The 19562-nt window shown below is 47.2% G+C and carries 10 protein-coding genes, 1 tRNA gene and 1 riboswitch; of the genes, 10 read left to right on the forward strand and 1 reads right to left on the reverse strand.

Features of this window, described 5'->3' with window-relative positions; genetic code table 11:
* Positions 1-47: 47 nt before the first annotated feature.
* Positions 48-512, reverse strand: coding sequence for a C40 family peptidase (locus JNUCC31_RS26145; protein ID WP_192265993.1), 465 nt, complete (start codon positions 510-512; stop codon positions 48-50).
* A gap of 5 nt (positions 513-517) precedes the next feature.
* Positions 518-649: riboswitch (cyclic di-AMP (ydaO/yuaA leader) on the reverse strand.
* A gap of 407 nt (positions 650-1056) precedes the next feature.
* Between JNUCC31_RS26145 and pelA the strand changes: the two genes are divergently transcribed.
* The 10 genes from pelA to JNUCC31_RS26195 all read left to right on the forward strand — a co-directional run bounded on the left by pelA (position 1057) and on the right by JNUCC31_RS26195 (position 19459).
* Positions 1057-2016 (forward strand): pectate lyase, encoded by a 960-nt coding sequence (gene pelA, locus JNUCC31_RS26150; protein WP_192265995.1) that lies wholly within the window; start codon positions 1057-1059, stop codon positions 2014-2016.
* A 266-nt stretch (positions 2017-2282) separates the two neighbouring features.
* A tRNA-Leu gene (locus JNUCC31_RS26155) sits at positions 2283-2366 on the forward strand.
* A gap of 276 nt (positions 2367-2642) precedes the next feature.
* Entirely contained in the window at positions 2643-6584 is a 3942-nt protein-coding gene (locus JNUCC31_RS26160; RefSeq protein ID WP_228469250.1) for a X2-like carbohydrate binding domain-containing protein, read from the forward strand.
* Between the two features lie 394 nt (positions 6585-6978).
* On the forward strand, positions 6979-9165 hold the full coding sequence (locus JNUCC31_RS26165) for a helix-turn-helix domain-containing protein (protein WP_228469251.1): 2187 nt from the start codon (positions 6979-6981) through the stop codon (positions 9163-9165).
* 327 nt (positions 9166-9492) lie between these two features.
* The gene (locus JNUCC31_RS26170) at positions 9493-10377 is read left to right on the forward strand and encodes an ABC transporter permease (RefSeq protein WP_192273345.1); all 885 of its coding nucleotides are present in this window, start codon (positions 9493-9495) and stop codon (positions 10375-10377) included.
* 15 nt (positions 10378-10392) lie between these two features.
* Positions 10393-11292 carry a carbohydrate ABC transporter permease gene (locus JNUCC31_RS26175; RefSeq protein ID WP_192265999.1) on the forward strand — a complete coding sequence of 300 codons (900 nt, stop codon included), beginning with the start codon at positions 10393-10395 and terminating at the stop codon, positions 11290-11292.
* A 96-nt stretch (positions 11293-11388) separates the two neighbouring features.
* A complete protein-coding gene (locus tag JNUCC31_RS26180) occupies positions 11389-13032 on the forward strand; it encodes an extracellular solute-binding protein (RefSeq protein WP_416234332.1) in 1644 nt (547 codons plus the stop codon).
* The gene (locus JNUCC31_RS26185) at positions 13016-14863 is read left to right on the forward strand and encodes a right-handed parallel beta-helix repeat-containing protein (protein WP_228469252.1); all 1848 of its coding nucleotides are present in this window, start codon (positions 13016-13018) and stop codon (positions 14861-14863) included. The genes JNUCC31_RS26180 and JNUCC31_RS26185 overlap by 17 nt, the downstream gene beginning before the upstream one ends.
* A 30-nt stretch (positions 14864-14893) precedes the next feature.
* Positions 14894-17272, forward strand: a complete 2379-nt coding sequence (locus JNUCC31_RS26190; protein WP_192266001.1) for a glycoside hydrolase family 95 protein — start codon at positions 14894-14896, stop codon at positions 17270-17272.
* 129 nt (positions 17273-17401) lie between these two features.
* Positions 17402-19459 carry an alpha-galactosidase gene (locus tag JNUCC31_RS26195; protein ID WP_192266003.1) on the forward strand — a complete coding sequence of 686 codons (2058 nt, stop codon included), beginning with the start codon at positions 17402-17404 and terminating at the stop codon, positions 19457-19459.
* The last annotated feature ends 103 nt before the right edge of the window (positions 19460-19562 follow it).

The following is a 19562-nucleotide window of genomic DNA, read 5'->3' on the forward strand; positions in this document are numbered from 1 at the left end:
GACAAAGAAAAGGCTTCGGTAATAACCGAAGCCCTTTCGTGTTCAACTTATATTTTGCCAAGCATCTTATTATACATAAACTGCCCTGTTACCCGGCGTGCTGTTACATAACGATCGTGGAAGTAAGGGGTGGATAATTGGGTGATGCTGACACCCTTGCTGCTTGAAGCGTGAGCGAACTGTCCGCCACCGATATATACACCCGTATGTGAAATGCCGTTGCCCATCGTATTAAAGAATACCAGGTCACCTGTACGCAGATTTGCTTTGGATACCGGAGTTCCGGCCTTAGCTTGTTGCTGGGAAGTGCGTGGTAATTCAATGCTATATTTGTTGAAAATATATCTCATAAATCCAGAGCAATCAAATCCAGCCATTGTCGTGCCGCCCCATTTGTAAGGTATGCCAGTCATGTTGTTAACGACGGTGTTAATACTGCTTGCCTCTGTGCTTGCTGCACCGGATGTAAATAGAACTGCTGCTCCAAAAATGGAGATAATAAGTTTTTTCAAAATCAATGTTCTCCCTTCGATGCCTACGGAGTTAGCTAAGGGTTCGGTAGAAGGTTCCCTATATTTCCTATGTATAAGAATAATTCACCCAAAATGGTTCCCCCGTTTTCAAACATGAAACTCGGCAAATGAATAATTAAGTTTTTGTAACCTTTTGAAACTATATTGCATAAATGCGAAAATGTCAAACGGGTTTTAATCCCTTCTTAGTACCTCAATGTTAACGGAATTCCAGCTTTCCATGTAGAAAAAACTCGGAAGTGCGTATCTAACCTATGACAAAAAAGTAACAACTGTTTCAAATGGATAGAAACTGGACAATGAATTGCTTTTTCGCAAGGGTTTGGATAACACTAACAGGAATCAAAGTAGTTGTTACATGTTGTTGTGAATATTGACATAATTCATTGTTTTGCATAGAATGGTTTTATCCAATCCACATATTGGATAAAAAGAAAAAGTTTGATTTTATAATCAAATATAAGGAGGGTAGGATCAGGGAAACAGTTTGCATAAAATGAATCGGGAGAGGTGTTCTAATCTGATGTTTAAATCAAAAGTAAGGTTTGCATCCTTTGTTATGGCTTGTACAATGGTTCTGTCTGTTATTGGAATAGTATATCAGCCAGTTGCGAAGGTATCTGCTGCAGACGCCTCGGGAACGACAGCGAGTATTGCTGATATCTTGAAAAATCAGCGTGCTGACGGAGGATGGAAGAAAGATTATAAGGAAACAAGCGGCGAGTGGGCAAAATCCACGATTGATAACAAAGCTACATACTCAGAAATCAGAAGATTAGCAAAGGAATTTAAGAAGACTAATGACCCGCGGTATTCGGCTGCTGCCATCAAAGGAATCAACTTTCTACTAAACATGCAATATTCCAATGGCGGATGGCCGCAAGTATACCAGAGCTCAGGTTATCACAAGCACATCACCTTCAACGATGATGCCATGATTAATGTCATGTACATGCTGGATGAAGTAGGTGCACGCAAAGGTGACTTCTCATTCATCGACAGCTCTCTTGCGGATCGCAGTAAAAAATCAGTTGCCAAAGGAGTAGACGCTATTCTGAATACACAGGTTGTCGCTAATGGCAAACTGACTGCATGGGGACAGCAACATGATTCCAGTTCCCTTAAACCTGCAGGAGCAAGAATTTACGAAGTGCCTTCTCTCAGTGCTGGAGAGAGCAGTACGATTGTGAAGTTTTTGAAAACAAGACCGTCAAACTCAAAAATTACAGCTTCAATCGAAGCGGCAGAAACCTGGTTCAACAAAGTGAAAATTACAGGGTACAAATATGTCAGAGAAAACGGGGATAGTAAACTCGTTGCTGATTCAGGTGCAGCGCCCATTTGGGCTCGTTTTTACGAAATTGGAACAGATAGACCGATCTTCGTAGGACGTGATGGGGTTGTGAAATACAAGCTTAGCGAAATCGATAAGGAAAGAAGAGGCGGATATGCTTGGTACGGTAACTGGCCTTCCAAGATATAGTTCTTTCACGCTTTTCATCAATTTCAATCAGAATCATAAAATAAACAATAACAATAATTTGACTCATACTTAATATCCAAACAAAACCAAGGGTAATACAGTGCTTGTTAACTGTGTTGGCCTTGGTTTTTTGTTTTACATGAAATGATGGATGAATACAGCTTTAAATATAGAATGAAAAAATTTTTTTTTTGTTGACACATATTATTCCACATGATATATTATTTCTTGTCGCCGCGATATAATATCTCGGAGATATGAGATACGCGGTCGTGGCGGAATTGGCAGACGCGCACGGTTCAGGTCCGTGTGGGCTTACCCCCGTGGAGGTTCGAGTCCTCTCGACCGCATCATATGTAAGGTGAAAAAGGTTCCTAGAATGGCATTTGTGCCATCAGGAACCTTTTTTTGTTGGTTTACGTTTTTAGTAGGTTTTCCTTTGTTTATTTATCCAGTAATGGAAAGATGTTCGTTCTGCGACGGTTTGCCCCTTTAATTCAGGTTATTTGTACGTAAAATACCGAATTGTACCTATTCTGTGCCTCAGGCATCCACTATTCTTTTCTCGTATGGAAGCGCTATCAACCATGATTTGAATGACCAAATTCAGAGGGGGTAGGGATAATTTGAAACGAATCGGAAAAAGGATGGCAATGTGTTTTATGGTATTCGTGATTGCGGCAGTGCAGTTCGGGATGATGGGGACGAGAGGTAATGTGGCACAAGCAGCAGATAAAAGTCTCGCCCAAAAGCCGTATATGGGCTGGAGCAGCTACAGCATGCAGGTGTATGACGGGGCGGGTAACTGGACATCGGCCGAGAGCATTAAGAAGCAATCAGATGCCATGCGTGAGAAGCTGCAGGCCCATGGCTATGAATACATTAATATTGATGCTGGCTGGAACGGGGACGAGGATGAATATGGCCGTCCTATTCCGAGTACTGTTCTTTATCCGAACGGATTTCAGGAGGTCATTGATTATGTCCATAATAACGGGCAGAAGATCGGGATCTATCTGATCCCGGGATTATCAATCACCGCCTATAACAAAAATCTTGAGGTTTATGGGACGGGTGGAGCATGTCGTATGCAGGATATCGCGGTAAAGCCGCTCGTTGTTATGGATGCTTGGGATTCGTACACGTACAAAATCGATTTTACGAACCCATGCGCACAGAAGTATGTGGATTCCATTGCCGATCTTCTGGGCGAGTGGGGCATTAACTTTGTCAAATTCGACAGTGTAACTCCGGGATCGGGAATCAATAACTTGAGTCGGGATGCACGCGGTGATGTGGAGGCGTGGTCCAAAGCCCTGGACAGAAATAACATCTGGTTTGAGCTTTCCTGGGCGCTCGACCATAATTACGTGGATTTCTGGAAAAAGTATGCGAACGGTTGGAGAATCGACTGGGATGTTGAAGCCTACGACAGCAGTAAGGGCTTAACGGAATGGTCGAGCATTTCACGTTTATTCCCCATCGCTGCCATCTGGTGGCGCGATGCAGGTCCAGGGGGTTGGAACGACTTTGATTCCCTGAATGTCGGGAATGGCTCGATGGATGGTCTGACCAGGGACGAGCGGAAGACCGCTACCACGTTCTGGGCAATCTCTTCAGCACCGCTTTATTCAGGTAATGATCTGACCAGGTTGGACAGCTATGGACTGGAGCTGCTTACGAATGATGAAGTCATTGCGGTCAATCAGGCCGGACGTCCAGCCCATCCGGTTTCCATGGACACCAAACAGCAGGTATGGTATGCCAATAACGGAGATGGTACGTACAGCGTAGCTCTGTTCAATCTGGGCAACCGGAGTGCAGAGGTGAAAGTGAAATGGAGCGATCTTGGCCTCGAAGGTCCGGCTTTGGTCCGAGATCTTTGGAGCCATTCCGAATTGGGAACTTTTAATACGGAATTTAGTGGCGGCGTGTTGGAACCCCATGCTTCCCGAATGCTTAAAGTAACTGCCGTGAGCGGCACATCGGCCGTTAATGATGATGACACGGGCATGCGTTATAGTGGGGATTGGAAGCGTAACGGGGGCAAGGAGCAAATCGATGGCAGACAGGATCTAAGCATCGCCATTACGGATTCCTCGACCACAGACTCTGCGAATACGCAGCAAGGAGTTGACTTGGAAGCAGAAGTGGACCCAATCACGAATGTAGAAAATGCTGCAAATGCGGTTTCAATGGATGCTGCTGCCGTTACCGATGTGGTTTACATTAATGATGATGACAGCCATATTCAATACACGGGTTCATGGAGTCCAAATACCGGCAGAAGTTTCGGGGATTACAAAGGAGATGTACATTTTACTGAAACCGACGGCGATTATTTTGAATATACCTTTACTGGAACAGGCATTGACCTGCTGACGGAGAAGGATCAAGGACTGGGAGACATGATTGTTACACTCGACAATGGAACGCCTGAAACGGTAAACGCTTATACCAGTGGTGAACGAGAAGTCCAACAGGTGCTGTATCGTGCTGCCGAACTGGATAGTGGTTCGCATACCTTGAAGGTGGTCAAAAAATCGGGCCAATATATGCTGCTGGATGCACTTAGAGTAACAACGGAAATTCCCACAGGAGGGCAGAACAGCACGATTAGTCCGGCTTCTGTTGACTTTGACAAGGCCACAGAACAACAGAAGGATATTGCTGTCACGCTGTCATTGAATGGAAATACACTGATCAGTATTGAAAATGATGGGGTGCAGCTTAATGAAGACGACTATACGGTGGTCGATGACAAACTGAACATCAAGAAAGAATATCTCACCCAACTGCCTATAGGGGCAAATGACTTGACCGTCAATTTCAGCGCTGGTGATCCGCAGACTCTTAGAGTTAAGGTCAATGATACAACAGGCATTCGTTATGTACTGATCAATAACGACGACCCGGCAATGAAATACAATGGCTCATGGTCCCGCAGCACTGGCAGAGGAATGGGCGACTATAAGGATGATGTACAATATACCGAGACAAATGGTGATTCCTTTGAGTATATCTTCCGAGGTACAGGGATCCAGTTGTTCACGGAGGTAGACCAGTCACAAGGGGATATGGATATCTATGTGGACGGTCAGTTCAAGGAAACGGTCAGTGCTTATCGCAACGGACGGTTGGCACAGCAGAATCTGTACAGCATCTCGGGTCTGCCGGATGGGCAGCATACGCTGAAGGCCGTCAAGAAATCAGGTAGATTCATGCTACTTGATATGCTTAAGGTTGAGCTTCCGAATATGATTAATCCGGTGAATGCGAGCTTTGACAAATCAACTTCCGCTCAGGCTGATATTGATGTCACGCTGCTGAAACAGGTGGAAAGCTTCAAGGGTATTACCAACGGCTCTAATGAATTGATTCGGGGCACTGATTATACAGTTAATGGAGATCACGTTACACTGAGCAAAACGTATCTTGCTGCCCAGCCCGTTGGAACGTTGAATCTCAGTTTTTCCTTCGGTGGTGATTACCTCAATGACGTACATTCGGCGACGGCGAATGGAGATTTCTTCGAATACACCTTCAAAGGGACCGGTATAAGCTTGATTACACCTACGGGACCGGAGCAGGGAGAAGTGGATATCTATGTCGATGGACAGCTGAAACAAACCGTGAATGCATACAGTCCGAGCCGGTTAATGATGCAGGAGATTTACAGCATCTCAGGACTGTCAAAAGGTCAGCATACACTCAAAGCTGTGAAGAAATCCGGTGATCTTATGCTGGCCGATCAACTGAAATTTACTGTCCCTACTGGAATCGGAAACGGTGAACCAACGAATCCGTCGAATCCGTCGAATCCAGGTGGGCCATCCAATCCAGGCGGACCATCGAATTCAGGCGGACCATCGACTCCAGTCGTGCAGCCTTCAGACACTTCTGTGCCAGCGCCAACTCCTGAATCCGGAACAACTGACGGGACAACAGGAACAGAGGGTGGTCAAGATATTCTGTACAAGGCGTATATTCAAGGGTATCCGGGCGGTTTGTTCAAGCCAGATAACAAACTCACCCGTGCGGAGATGGCAACCATACTGGCACTGGTATCTGCGAAAGAAGTCAAGGGATCTGCTGTTGCATTCAGTGACGTTAAATCTGAATTTTGGGGAGCAGACGCCATTGCTAAGGTAAGCAAGATGGGGCTGATGAGTGGCTACGAGGATGGTACGTTTAAGCCAAATCAGCCCTTGACTCGTGCGGAGATGGCCACTCTTGTGGCCCTTCTGGGTCCGGCTTCCGAGCCTTTAGGTGACGGTTTCTCAGATATCAGCAGTCACTGGGCCAAAGAAGCTATTTTGAAAGCGCAAAGTGCAGGCATCCTGAAAGGCTACAGGGATGGAACCTTTAGACCGAATGCTTTACTGACAAGAGCAGAAGCAGTCGTTGCCATCAACCGAGTTTTAGGGAGAACGCCGCTCACTGACGTTACACACCCACAGTGGAAAGATGTTCCTTCCACGCATTGGGCCTTCGGTGATATCGAAGGGGCTTCGGTGGATCAGGTCGCAAAGTCCCTGATAGATGGGGGAGACCAGAAGAATAAATGATGTGAAACAGGATTAGGGGCCATGTTGGCCCCTTTTTTCTGAGTGATAAGAAGTCATGGAAAAGGATGCCTGTTGTACAGAAAAACGAGCTATTGGAGTCGTGCATCATCACAGAATGGAGAACTTCGGAAATGTTGAAAAAAGCAGTGATAACAGGCTTGTATCATTGCCTTTTATTCATTTCTGAATGAATAACAATTGTAGAATGAGATAAAACAATTGACTAAGCCGACAAATATTATTATCTTTGATAACGCTACCAATACCTCAAGGAGGGGGAGGAGGGTTACCCATTAAATATTCCAGTGTTTTTCGTAAATTTTTAATTTCCTACGTGATCATTTTGGTGATACCCAGCATTGGCGGTTATATGTCTTATCTGACTTCAATTTCCGTGACACAATCCATCTCCATTGAGAACAGCGTTACCCAACTGCAGAAAAGCCAGGAAATATTGGAGCGCCGTATGGCGGAAGTGGAAGGTTTCACCCGACAGCTTGCGGTTAATCAGGAATTGAACGTTCTGATGAATGAAAGGGACAACGAAACAAACGTATATGGGATATGGAGAACGATGGAGAATGTGTTGACCTTTGGACAGACAAATGATTTTCTGCAAAATTATTATATCTATCTTGCCAATTACAATCTGATTCTCACCCCGGGCTCTTCTTACAGACCAAATCATTATTACGATAATTTCCGTTATAACGATCTTTCGTTGGAAAAATGGATGAAGGATGTGTTGGAGAAGACCCACCGGAGTGAAATTAAACCGCTCAGCTCCTATGTCAGCAGGGGAAAGCAGACTACCGTAATCACATATATGCAGTCATTGCCTCTGGACAGCTTCAATGATTCATCACCCGCTGTCGCGGTTGTCATTATTGACGAGAAAATCATTCTCAGCCTGCTGTCCAGCCTGAATGAGCGATACGGTGGTTGGGTTCATATCAGTGATGCAGAGGGCAATACCATTGCGCTGCAAGGGAGCACCGAGCCCGAGATGGTGAAAATGGCCTCTGACTCTCATTTTGACCCAAGTAGAGTTAGCCAGTTCTATGGGGATGATCTCGTGATCACTACAAGATCCGATAAGAATGGATGGGTTTACCAGGCGGGCATTCCCCGTCATGTCCTGATGGAGAATGCAAACAGGATCAAGGGGATGACGCTGCTGATTACCGGCGGCACACTGCTCATCGGACTTATTGTTGGACTCGTGCTGGCCTATCGCAACAGCGCCCCAATCAATCGACTGCTAAGCGTCATGAAAGAACAGTTCGGGAAGGATGAATCGGCTCCCAAAAATGAATTTGATTTTTTGAGTGGAAATATCGCTGATATGCTTACCAAGAACAAGCTGCTCGAATCCGAATTGAATCGCCAGCTCCCACTGGTCAGGGATGCCTTCTTGAAGCGATTGATTTCCGGCGAATTCAAATCGCGGGATGAGATTCTTTCCGCCGCCGAACAGGCTGATATTCATTTGTATCAAGGCAAGGGATATGCAGGAATTGTCCAGATTAAGGGTTATGCCAGTATGGATAGCGTTGAGATCCTAAATGAACTGAGTGCCTCCCGACTGTTGTTGAAGCAGGCTGTGGCTGAACTTGGTGGAGATGTCCTGATGACGGACATGGGCTCAGATAAAGTGGTCATTCTGTTCTTTTCCAGAGAGAACGAATCCGGAATGGATCGTGAAAAGGAAGAGATCACGCACACCATGGAAAATCTGACACAATATGTGTTCAATGAATACAGAATCACCATCCAGTCAGGATTCGGAAATCTCTTCACATCGGTAACAGAGGTGAGTATTTCCTTTGATCAGGCGAATCAGGCGCTGGAGTATGCAGTCTACATGAACAAAAAAGGAATGATGTGGAACAAGGAGGCCCAAACCGAAAATACAACCTATTATTACCCGCTGGATTCGGAGCAGCGACTGATTGGAACGATCCGTGCAGGAGAACGTGAAGAGGCTAAACGGATTGTCGATGCAATCATTGTGCAGAACGTGGAGCAAAGGGAATTGTCCATGGAAATGAAGCATCAACTTGTCGGAGAAATGAAGGGGACCTTTCTCAAGCTGCTGGATCAAAAGGCATTTACGGAATACGCCTCCATCGAGAATGTAAAACGGCGAGTCATTGATATTGGTTCTTCCGAGCCGCTTGAATCGATAAAGGCCGAGTTTTATGAAATCATGGAAGAACTGTGCGCACTGATTACGAACAAAAAGAAAGATGCCCATATTCAAATCATTAAACAGATCAAGGAATACACTGCACGGATGTATTCAGATACAGAGCTGACCTTGTATCGGGTGGCAGAGCATGTGGAGCGGCCCGAAAAATACATTTCCCAATTATTCAAAGAGTTTACGGGTGTCAATTTCTCTGACCACCTCATCAAAGTCCGGATGGATCAAGCAGTGATTCTGCTAAAAGAGAGTAATTATACGGTGGACGAGATTGCGTCACGGGTAGGTTACAATAGTTCTCACTCTTTCAGGAGAGCCTTCAAACGATTGAATGGCGTTTCGCCCAGTGTGTACAGACAATCGGTTGACGATTAAAAGAAAGGAAGATCTTTAGGCTGTGTTGTCCGTGTTCTGGACAATGCGGTCTTTTTTTTGCGAATACGGCACCGTAATGGAAAAATGCCCGTCCTTCTGCGGATCTGTGCCCCCAAAAACGGGATAACTGTACGTTTAACGGCGCAGGTGTACCTGTTTATGGGACAATCAAATCGACTATGATCAGATTCGAGAAAGCGCTATCATAATTTACGCACCACAGACAGCTGGTCAGGGGGGATTGTTCTGGAGAAGGAAATCGTATTGAATCACAAGACATCAACACAGCTGAAGGGACCTGGTTTTCTGACCAATGCCCGCAAAAGAATGATGAAGCACTGGCAGTTACATCTGCTGGTGATTCCGCCCTTGCTATTTTTTCTCATCTTCAAGTATTATCCGATGATCAATGCGGTCCTTGCCTTTAAGGACTATAACGTCATCAAGGGAATATGGGGAAGTGATTGGGTTGGTTTTCAAAACTTTCGTCTGTTCTTTGAGAACCCATTATTCTGGACCCTGGTGAAGAACACCATTCTGCTTAGCGGTTATTTAGTGTTGGCCGGATTTCCGATTCCGATTGTGCTCGCACTCATGATTAACGAGGTACGCGGAGCCAAGTTTAAGAAGTTCGTGCAGCTCGTATCTTTTGCACCCTATTTCATCTCAACGGTCGTAATGGTGTCCATGATTATGCTGTTCCTGGCACCACGGCTTGGATTTGTGAACATCGCCATGAATTTCATTGGGCTGGATTCCGTGAATTTTCTGGGTGAGCCGGGTATGTTCCGTTCGATCTACGTCTGGTCCGACATTTGGCAGACTGCGGGCTACAGTGCGGTTATTTATTTGGCAGCACTTGCCGGAATCGACCCCACATTGTACGAAGCGGCCAAAGTCGATGGAGCCTCGCGTTTTCAAAAAATTCGTCACGTGGATCTGCCAGGGCTGGTGCCAACCATTGTCATTATTTTGATCCTGAATGTCGGAAATGTCATGGCGATTGGCTTTGAGAAAGTCTACCTGTTACAGAATCCACTCAATCTGGCTAATTCTGAAATCATTGCTACTTATGTCTACCGAGTGGGCCTGTTGAATGCCAACTATAGTTTTGCAACTGCGGTAGGGCTGTTCAACTCACTGATCAATCTGGTCTTACTGGTTACGGTGAATGGTTTGGCGAAGAGAGTTACGAAGAATAGCATTTGGTAAGAAAGGAGTTCACCTATGGCTGCAACCGTTCAAACAAAAATTAAAGAGTCCGCCGTGGACAAAACGTTTCTGATTACGATCTATATTTTGCTCAGTATCGTGGCGCTGGTGGTCATTTACCCACTGATATTTATCGTCAGCAGCTCAATCAGCAGCCCGGCAGCAGTAACTTCCGGCCGGGTATGGCTCTGGCCCGTAGATATTTCCTTCAACGGTTACAAGACATTATTTAATACACCTGAGATTCTAATCGGCTACGGTAACTCCATTTTCTATACGGTCGCTGGTACGCTGATCAGTGTAGCGCTGACCATCATGATTGCCTATCCGTTGTCACGCAAAACCTTTTTCGGCAGGAACACCCTGATGATGGTCATTACCTTCACCATGATTTTCAGTGGTGGGCTGATTCCGACTTATATGGTGGTGAAGCAGCTTCATCTGATTGATACCCGCTGGGCGTTACTGATCCCGAATGCAATCTGGGTATGGCAGGTTATTATTGCTCGCTCGTTCTTTCAATCTTCTATTCCGGGGGAGCTTCAGGAAGCCAGTGAAATTGACGGTTGCAGTGATATGCGGTTTATCTGGAGTGTTGTACTCCCGTTATCGAAGCCGATCATCGCTGTGTTGGTCCTCATGTATGCTGTGGGGCAGTGGAATGCGTACTTTGATGCGCTGATCTATCTCAAATCGGCAGACTTGTTCCCGCTGCAACTCATCTTGCGCAGTATCATCATTCAAAACAACGGTTCGGGTGCCATGGACGTGGTGAAAATGGTGGAAAGACAGCAGCTTACCGAACTGTTAAAATATTCGTTAATTGTGGTCGCCACTTTGCCCGTACTCGTCATTTATCCATTTGTACAGCGTCATTTTGTACAGGGGATGCTGGTCGGTTCCGTCAAGGGTTGAACCTTAGATTCGGTGTATGGAGAAAGAAAATATAGAACGTTCATATGCAAGGTACCATCGTCTCAACTGGTAAACTACTAAAGGGAGTGATCAGATTTGAAGAAGAATATGGTAACGTTATTGATGCTGGTAGTGGCATTCACGGTTGTCTTGAGCGGGTGTTCCAATGGCAACTCATCTACTGCACAACCGGGGAGCACGGAAGAGGGCGGCAAGGTGAATATAAGCGTGTTTGCGGTTCAGGACTCCAGCATTGATATTCCGACCAATAAATTCACTGCATTTGTGGAAGACAAATTCAATATCAAATTCAATTGGGAGATCAATCCATCAGATGGGGCCAAGGAAAAGCGTCAAATCTCGCTGGCAAGCGGTGACTATCCTGATGCCTATCTGCTTACCCATTATATAGATCAATTCTCTCAGGCAGATCTGCTGAAGTACGGTAAGCAGGGTGTGCTTGTTCCTTTGAACGACCTCATTGATCAATATGCGCCCAACATCAAAGCAGCCATGGAGAAGAATCCTAATTTGAAAACGCTTAATACAGCGCCTGATGGCAATATCTATGGACTTGTTGCTTATACGGAATGTTTCCACTGCTCCTACCCGAGCAAGATGTGGATGAATACCGATTGGCTGAAAAAGCTGAATCTGGAAATGCCAAAGACCACGGAAGAGTTCAAAAATGTGCTGCAAGCTTTCAAAACACAGGACCCGAACGGAAACGGCAAAGCAGATGAGGTACCGCTGAGTGGTTCCATAGAGGAGTTCGGCGTACGGATTATTCCGTTCCTGATGAATGCATTTGTATATGATGATGACAGAAACTACCTGCAAATGGAAAATGGGAAAGTTCAATCTGCGGCAATTACACCAGAATGGAAAGAAGGATTGACTTATATCAAGTCCCTCTTTGATGCAGGTCTGATTGACCCTGGCGCATTCACACAAAACGCAGAAGCGTTCAAGAAAATCGGTGAGAATGCTGATGCTGAAATTTTGGGTGCTGGTGCAGCGATGCATCCCGCAATCTTCGTAAACATTGACGAAGGCAATACTCGTTCGGCGCACTATAACCCGCTGCCACCGATTTCTGGACCACAGGGTGTGTCCTATGCAACGCATGATGCGGGCGGTGTATCTCCGGGAGCGAAGTTTGTAATCACGAACAAGGCAAGTGAAGAAGCGCAGATTGCCCTGATCAAAATGGTCGACTACATGTTCACTCCAGAAGGTCAAACGAACGGTGCAAGCGGCATGAAGGGAATTGACTGGACTGATCCGGTCGATGGCGATGTGGCATTGGGGAAAGACGTAAAACCTGTAGTGAAACAAATCCCTATGGCTGAAGGGGAGGCACCGCGCAATGCAGGTTGGAGTGGTATGGCTCACTTCTATATGCCAAAAGAATATCGTGATACCTTCGTTCAGGGCACAGATATTTATGCATCCAATGGTTATGAGCGCAGATTATATGATGCATCGCTGCTGTATGAAGGGCACGAGCCCAAAGAGCTGTTCCCGATCTGGTCCGTCTGGATTGATCCGAATGAAATTGACGAAGCCAGCTTGCTGCAAACCAACATCAGAAATTACATTGAGCAAAATGAACTGCAATTCATTACAGGCAATAAGGACTTGAATAAGGACTGGGATGCTTATGTAAAAGGCTTGCAGAACCTGAAGCTTGATCGTTATCTGGAAATTTTGCAAAAAGCATATGACACAAGCAAGTAATGAACAGGGATATCGAAATCAGGTGCCTATGATGTACCGGCACCTGATTTTCCTTGTATTCAGGCAAAAGGGAAGTTTACATACCAAGAAGGGTGGGATTAACATTCCTGAGACTGAACAAGAACTTATCACGAATTCCACAACGATAAGGCTGACGGATTATGGCGCTGTACCGGACTCTGAGTTGGACACCCAGCCAGCCATGGCTCGTGCAATTCAGGCGGCGGCTGAAATCCCTGGTCCGGTTGTACTGGACTGTGCGAGAGGCAAGTATCATTTCTACCCGGAGGAGGCGATTCGGGCGCCTTATTATATCTCCAATACCACGAGTGAAGAAGAGAACCCGGACGTAACCAAGACCATTGCCATTTTGCTGAAAGGGATGAATGATGTAACACTGGAGGGCAACGGCTCCCTGTTTATTTTCCACGGCAAACAGACCCTGTTTCTGCTGGACCATTGCATAAATGTAGAGATTCGCAACCTGCATACGGACTATCACCAACCAACGGTGACCGAGATGACGATTATCTCCAGCGGAAAGCATTATTTCGATGCGCGGGTTCACCCCGATTCCCGTTATCAGATTCGGGACAACAAGCTAACCTGGCTCGGTGAAGGCTGGAGCTTTGCCAAAGGTCCCATGCAAACCTATGATCCATTGCGGAATACAACCTGGCGAATCGACAATTGGTTGGAATTGGCCCAATCTGTGGAAGAGCTTGAGCCCATGATCATCCGTTTACATTTTGATTTCCAGCCTAATGTGGTTTCTGGTCATGTATTGCAAAATCGGGATGGCATTCGTGATCAAGTCGGGGTTTTTATGACCGAATGCTCGGATATTGCGTGGAGTGATGTAAGTCTGCATTTCCTGCACGGGCTCGGTGTCGTCGGCCAGTTCAGCACAAATCTGACCTTTTCACGGATGAATCTGGCACCCCGCACCGAGACGGGACGCACCGTTGCCGGCTTTGCGGATTTTCTGCACATATCCAGCTGCCGAGGCAAGGTGACAGTAAGGGATAGCCGTTTTTCCGGTTCGCATGATGATCCTGTCAATGTCCATGGTACCTATTTACGAATTATAGAACAGCCAGCAGCGAATTGCGTGAAGGTTCGATTCATGCATCCCCAGACGTATGGACTTCCGGCGTTTTATCCGGGTGATGAGATCGAATTTGTCCGATCCGGTTCGTTGACGACCTACGCTTCCAACAATGTGGTTGCCGTTGAGCGTTTAAATTCTCGTGAACTTTTGCTGACGCTTGCTTATCCAGTACCAGAAGGGATTGGAAGTCATGATGTCATTGAGAACGTAACCTGGACGCCTGAAGTGGAAATTGCAAATAATCATTTTGTCCGGGTGCCCACACGAGGCATACTCGTAACGACACGTCGCAAAGTGCGGATTACCGGAAATACGTTTGAACGTATGTCCATGAATGCCATTCTGATTGCGGTGGATGCTGAGTCCTGGTATGAGTCAGGAAGGGTGGAAGATGTGACGATTAGCGATAACCATTTTATTGAATGTGGCAGCAGGGAGCATCCCGTGATCTTCATATCCCCGGAGAATGTGGAGGTAAATGAGAACGCTCCCGTCCATCGGCAGGTCATTATCCTGAATAACCGTTTCGAAACGTGTAGTGATGTCCAGATTGTAAGCGCCAAATCCACGCGTGGGCTGGTTTTCAAGTCGAATAAAATCTTGTCCACCAGAGCGACAGGAAAGTTATCCTGCTACGAAGAAGTCGTTTATGTAAGCGCATGCAGCAAGGTTGACCTTGCCGATAACACGTTTACTGATGTTCCAAATAGAATTGGCTAGCAAATGAGAAAATTTTGAGGGAGAGTGCACATGAAACTTCAATATGACAAACCTGCACATGTATGGACCGAAGGGCTTCCTATTGGTAATGGTCGTCTGGGCGGCATGATCTTTGGCGGGGTGGAGCAGGAGAAAATCAGCTTGAATGAGGATACGTTATGGTCTGGTTATCCGAAGGACGGCAACAATTCTGGCGCAAAGAACGCCCTGCCAAAGGTCCGCAAGCTTTTACAGGAAGAACGTTATACGGAAGCGGACACGCTGACCAGAGAAATGATGGGGCCATACACCCAATCTTACCTGCCTTTAGGGGATTTACTCCTGCGCTTTGAGCATGGGGACATCTATCAATCCTATAAGCGGACGCTGGATGTAGAAAATGCAGTGCACAGCCTTGAATATCAGATTGGTCATGTGATATATACCCGCGAAATGTTTGCTTCGCATCCGGATCAGGTACTTGTGCTGCAGCTGACTGCAAGTGTGGAAGGGGCGTTGAATGTACATGCCACGCTGGATAGCCCGCTTCGACATATGACTAGCGTTAAGGAAGACCGTTTTGTTCTGGCAGGTACGGCTCCCGAGCAAGTCGATCCCAGCTACTTTGCAAGCGACGAACCGATCCGATACGGTGACCCTGAAAATAACAAGGCGATGGTATTTGAAGGACAGTTAGCTGTGGAGACAGAGGGCGGACAGGTAACGATAGATGGCAGAGGAATTCACGTGTTGGGTGCGACGACGGCAACCTTTTATTTTAGTGCGGCTACTAGTTTTAATGGTATGGATGCCATTCCGGGAATCGAGGGAAAAGATGCTTCCTTCATTGCAAGTTCATTTCTGAATGAGGCGGTAGGCAAGCCTTACGCCAGCTTGCGTGACTCGCACATTGCGGATTACCGTCTGCTGTTCGATCGGGTGAAGCTTCAGCTTGGGAATTCACTAGCGTCAGAGGAGATGTCCACTGAACAGCGGATTACGGCCTATGGTGCGGAAGATCCGGGGCTTGTGGAGCTGCTCTTTCATTATGGGCGCTACTTGCTGATCGCAAGCTCCCGTCCCGGAACGCAGGCTGCGAATCTCCAGGGCATATGGAATGCGGTAACTCGTCCTCCCTGGAGCAGCAATTATACGTTGAACATCAACACTGAAATGAATTATTGGCCGGCAGAAATATGCAATCTGGCCGAATGTCATGAGCCTTTACTGGACATGATCAGCAATCTGGCGAAGAAAGGCGCTGAAACAGCACAGGTCAATTATGGCACCCGCGGCTGGACCGCGCATCATAACACGGATATCTGGGGACAGACGGCTCCGGTGGGCAACTTCGGAGATGGTGATCCGAGCTGGGCCTTCTGGCCAATGGGAGGCATTTGGCTGACCCAGCATTTATGGGAGCATTATGCTTTCAGCGGAGACGAGAAGTACTTGCGCGATTCTGCTTATCCTGTGATGAAGGAAGCTGCCCTTTTCGCGCTGGATTGGCTCATCGAAGATGGCAGCGGCAGCCTTGTGACTTCACCTTCCACTTCACCGGAACATAAATTCCAGACAACAGAAGGCGTAGCAGCGGTCAGTCCGGGTTCAACCATGGATATCTCATTAATCTGGGAGTTGTTTACCAACTGTATTGAAGCCTCGAAGATCCTTGGAACAGATCCGGACTTTAGAAAAGAGTTGGAGACCATCCGTGAACGTTTACTACCACTGCAAATCGGCAAATATGACCAATTGCAGGAGTGGTCGAAGGACTTTGAGGATGAGGATATCTATCATCGGCATACTTCGCATCTGGTAGGGGTTTATCCGGGTCGACAGCTTTCGGATGAGGAGACACCAAAGTTGTTTGGCGCTGCCAGAACCTCGCTTGAGCGACGGGGAGATGAAAGCACGGGCTGGAGTCTTGGATGGCGAGTTGCGCTCTGGAGCCGTTTCAGAGATGGCAACCGTTCCCTACATTTGCTCTCCAACATGCTCCGTTTGGTCAGAGATGGAGCGTCGGAGCAATACAACCATGGCGGCGTATATCCGAATCTTCTGGGTGCACATCCTCCGTTTCAGATTGACGGCAACTTCGCCGCCTCTGCCGGGATTGCCGAGATGCTGCTTCAATCTCACCGTCCCTATTTGGAACTGCTTCCCGCACTGCCGGATGCTTGGCAGCAGGGCAGCGTTTCCGGCCTGCGTGCCCGAGGCGGCTTTGAAGTCAGCATCCGGTGGGACAATGGACAACTGGCTGAAGCGCACATCACTTCACTCCTGGGCCGGGACTGCACGCTTAGAGTTGAAGAAGGCCCGGTTAAAGTTACCCTTGACGGCAACGTGATTGAGATAGAGGATACCGACTTAAACCTCGTAAATTTCCCTACATCTGCAGGACGTACCTACAAGGTTAAGTTGAGTTAAATCGCGTTATGGATCGGAAGATCGTTGCATGGAAAATGCTCTACGCGGTCTTTATAATGAGGGCAGACTTGGGCAGGAGAGACATGACCAGCTCCGCTCAGGGCACAGCATGCAACAATAAGGAGGCATATGATGCTAACTAGTGATACAGCCGTACAGGTACAGCAACAGAATGGTAATCTTGTAAGCGTTACAAACGGGCGCGTAAACCTGGAGATCAATCTTGAAAATGGTGAAGTGTCATGCATCGGCAATCATTCTTCCTACGTGAAGGGCATTCGTAGTGCTTTTCGCTGGCAGGGTCGGGAGTACGGTACGGATCATTATCAGGTCCACGAGCTGACGGCACAGGAAGATATTGTTCGAGAAGGTTTTGGAAAAGGCATCCGCTTGGTCATTCTGCATAAAAACCCGTTGCTGCCGCAACTGGAGCAGCATTTCTATATGTATGAATCCTCACCGTTTGTACTGGTGCAGACCGCTATAGTCGGTGATGAAGAGCTTAAGGCGAATCGCATGGCTGTCATCCAATCCAAAACCATATCGCTCGGCGGAGAATCCGGCCAGGATGAACCAAGCATTCTGCGTGTTCCGTTTGACAACGATAAATGGGTCAGATATACGGTGGTTAAGCCCCCACTTGATGAGGAGAGTTACGAGGCGACAGCCTTGTTCGCGCCCCACAGCCGCCGGGGAATTGTGATGGGTTCCCTTACGCATAAGGTATGGAAAACAGGGATTCGTATGCAAAGCGAAAAAAGCGGACATATCGAGGGACTTGATCTGTACGGCGGTGCCGTGAGTGAACTGACTCGCGATTCCCAGCCTCATGGTTATGTGAAGGGAAAAAGAGTGGAATCACCCCTGGTTTTCATCGGGTTCTATGAAGACTACCGTGAAGGCCTCGAAGCCTACGGTCAGGCCAATATCTGGATCGAACCTCAGTTACCGTGGGAAGGCGGTGTCCCGATCGGGTGGAACAGCTGGTCAGCGGCCATGAGCGACCTGGACTATGATCTGTATACGGCGACCAGCGATTTTCTCAAAAATGAAGTGCAGCCGCTTGGATTCCAGAATGAGGATACTCTATACATCAATTTTGATGCATTCTGGGATAATTTTACGCCGGAAGAAATGAAGAGGGCGCTGGACCGGGTGCGGCAAAACGGACATAGAGCGGGAACGTACTGGACCCCGTTTGCCTTCTGGGGAGGGCCGGATCAGTTCGGTCAGGCGGTCGAAGGAACGAATGGAAAATACACCTATGCAGATATCCTGCTGCGTGACAGTGAGGGCGAGATCCTGCCAGATGTAGACGGTGGTCTGGCGATAGACCCTACCCATCCCGGCAACCTGCAAAGAATCGACTGGTTCACGGATAAATTCATCTCGGAAGGTTTCGAATATATCAAACTGGATTTCTTGGCACATGGCGCGTTGGAAGGACAGCACCACAATTCGGATATTACAACAGGGATAGCGGCCTATCACTATGGCATGTCTTATTTGCAGCATAAGCTCTCGCCAGAAGTAATCGGTCGGCCATTTTTCATTAACTTGTCCATCGCTCCATTATTTCCATATGCTTTTGCCCACAGCCGCCGTATTTCCTGTGATGTCTTCGGTACACTTGCGGATACGGAATACCTACTGAACTCGCTGACACACGGCTGGTGGATGAGCAATACGCTCTATCGCTACAATGATCCTGACCATTCCGTGTTGTACAAGAGTTTCAATCAGGAAGCTACCGGCTGGCATGAAGGACGCAGCCGTCTGACTGCTTCAGTCATTGCCGGTACAGTGCTTCTGCTCGGGGATGACTTCCGTAAAGAGGAAGCAGCTGAACGAGCAAGAGAATGGCTTGGTAACAAGGATATTTTGAACGTCGCCCGTATGGGGAGAACCTTCCGTCCAGTCGAAGGTGATCTGGGGAAGCTGTCGTCTGACGTATTTGTTCTTGAATCGCCGGAAGAGAAAAGCTTCTATCTCGCCGTCTTCAACTTTGATGCTGCACAAGCTGCGGTGAAGTCGATCTCGCTGGAACGAGCCGGGCTGAATGCCAAGACTGTATACGGCTTGCAGGATCTGTGGAAAAGATCGTATGGGGAGACGTCTGGAGAGCTTACAGTCTCGCTGGAACCGGCGGAGTCCAAAATCTTCAGATTGACCGTTAAGGAGAACTGATCTCTGAGGCAAATGGATAAACCCGAGCCGTGATCGGCTTCAGAATAAATTCAAAGTCAAACGCGCGCTTTTGTATCTTACAGATCGCGCGTTTGTCTATTTT

This window comes from Paenibacillus sp. JNUCC-31 (assembly GCF_014844075.1).
GTDB lineage: Bacteria > Bacillota > Bacilli > Paenibacillales > Paenibacillaceae > Paenibacillus.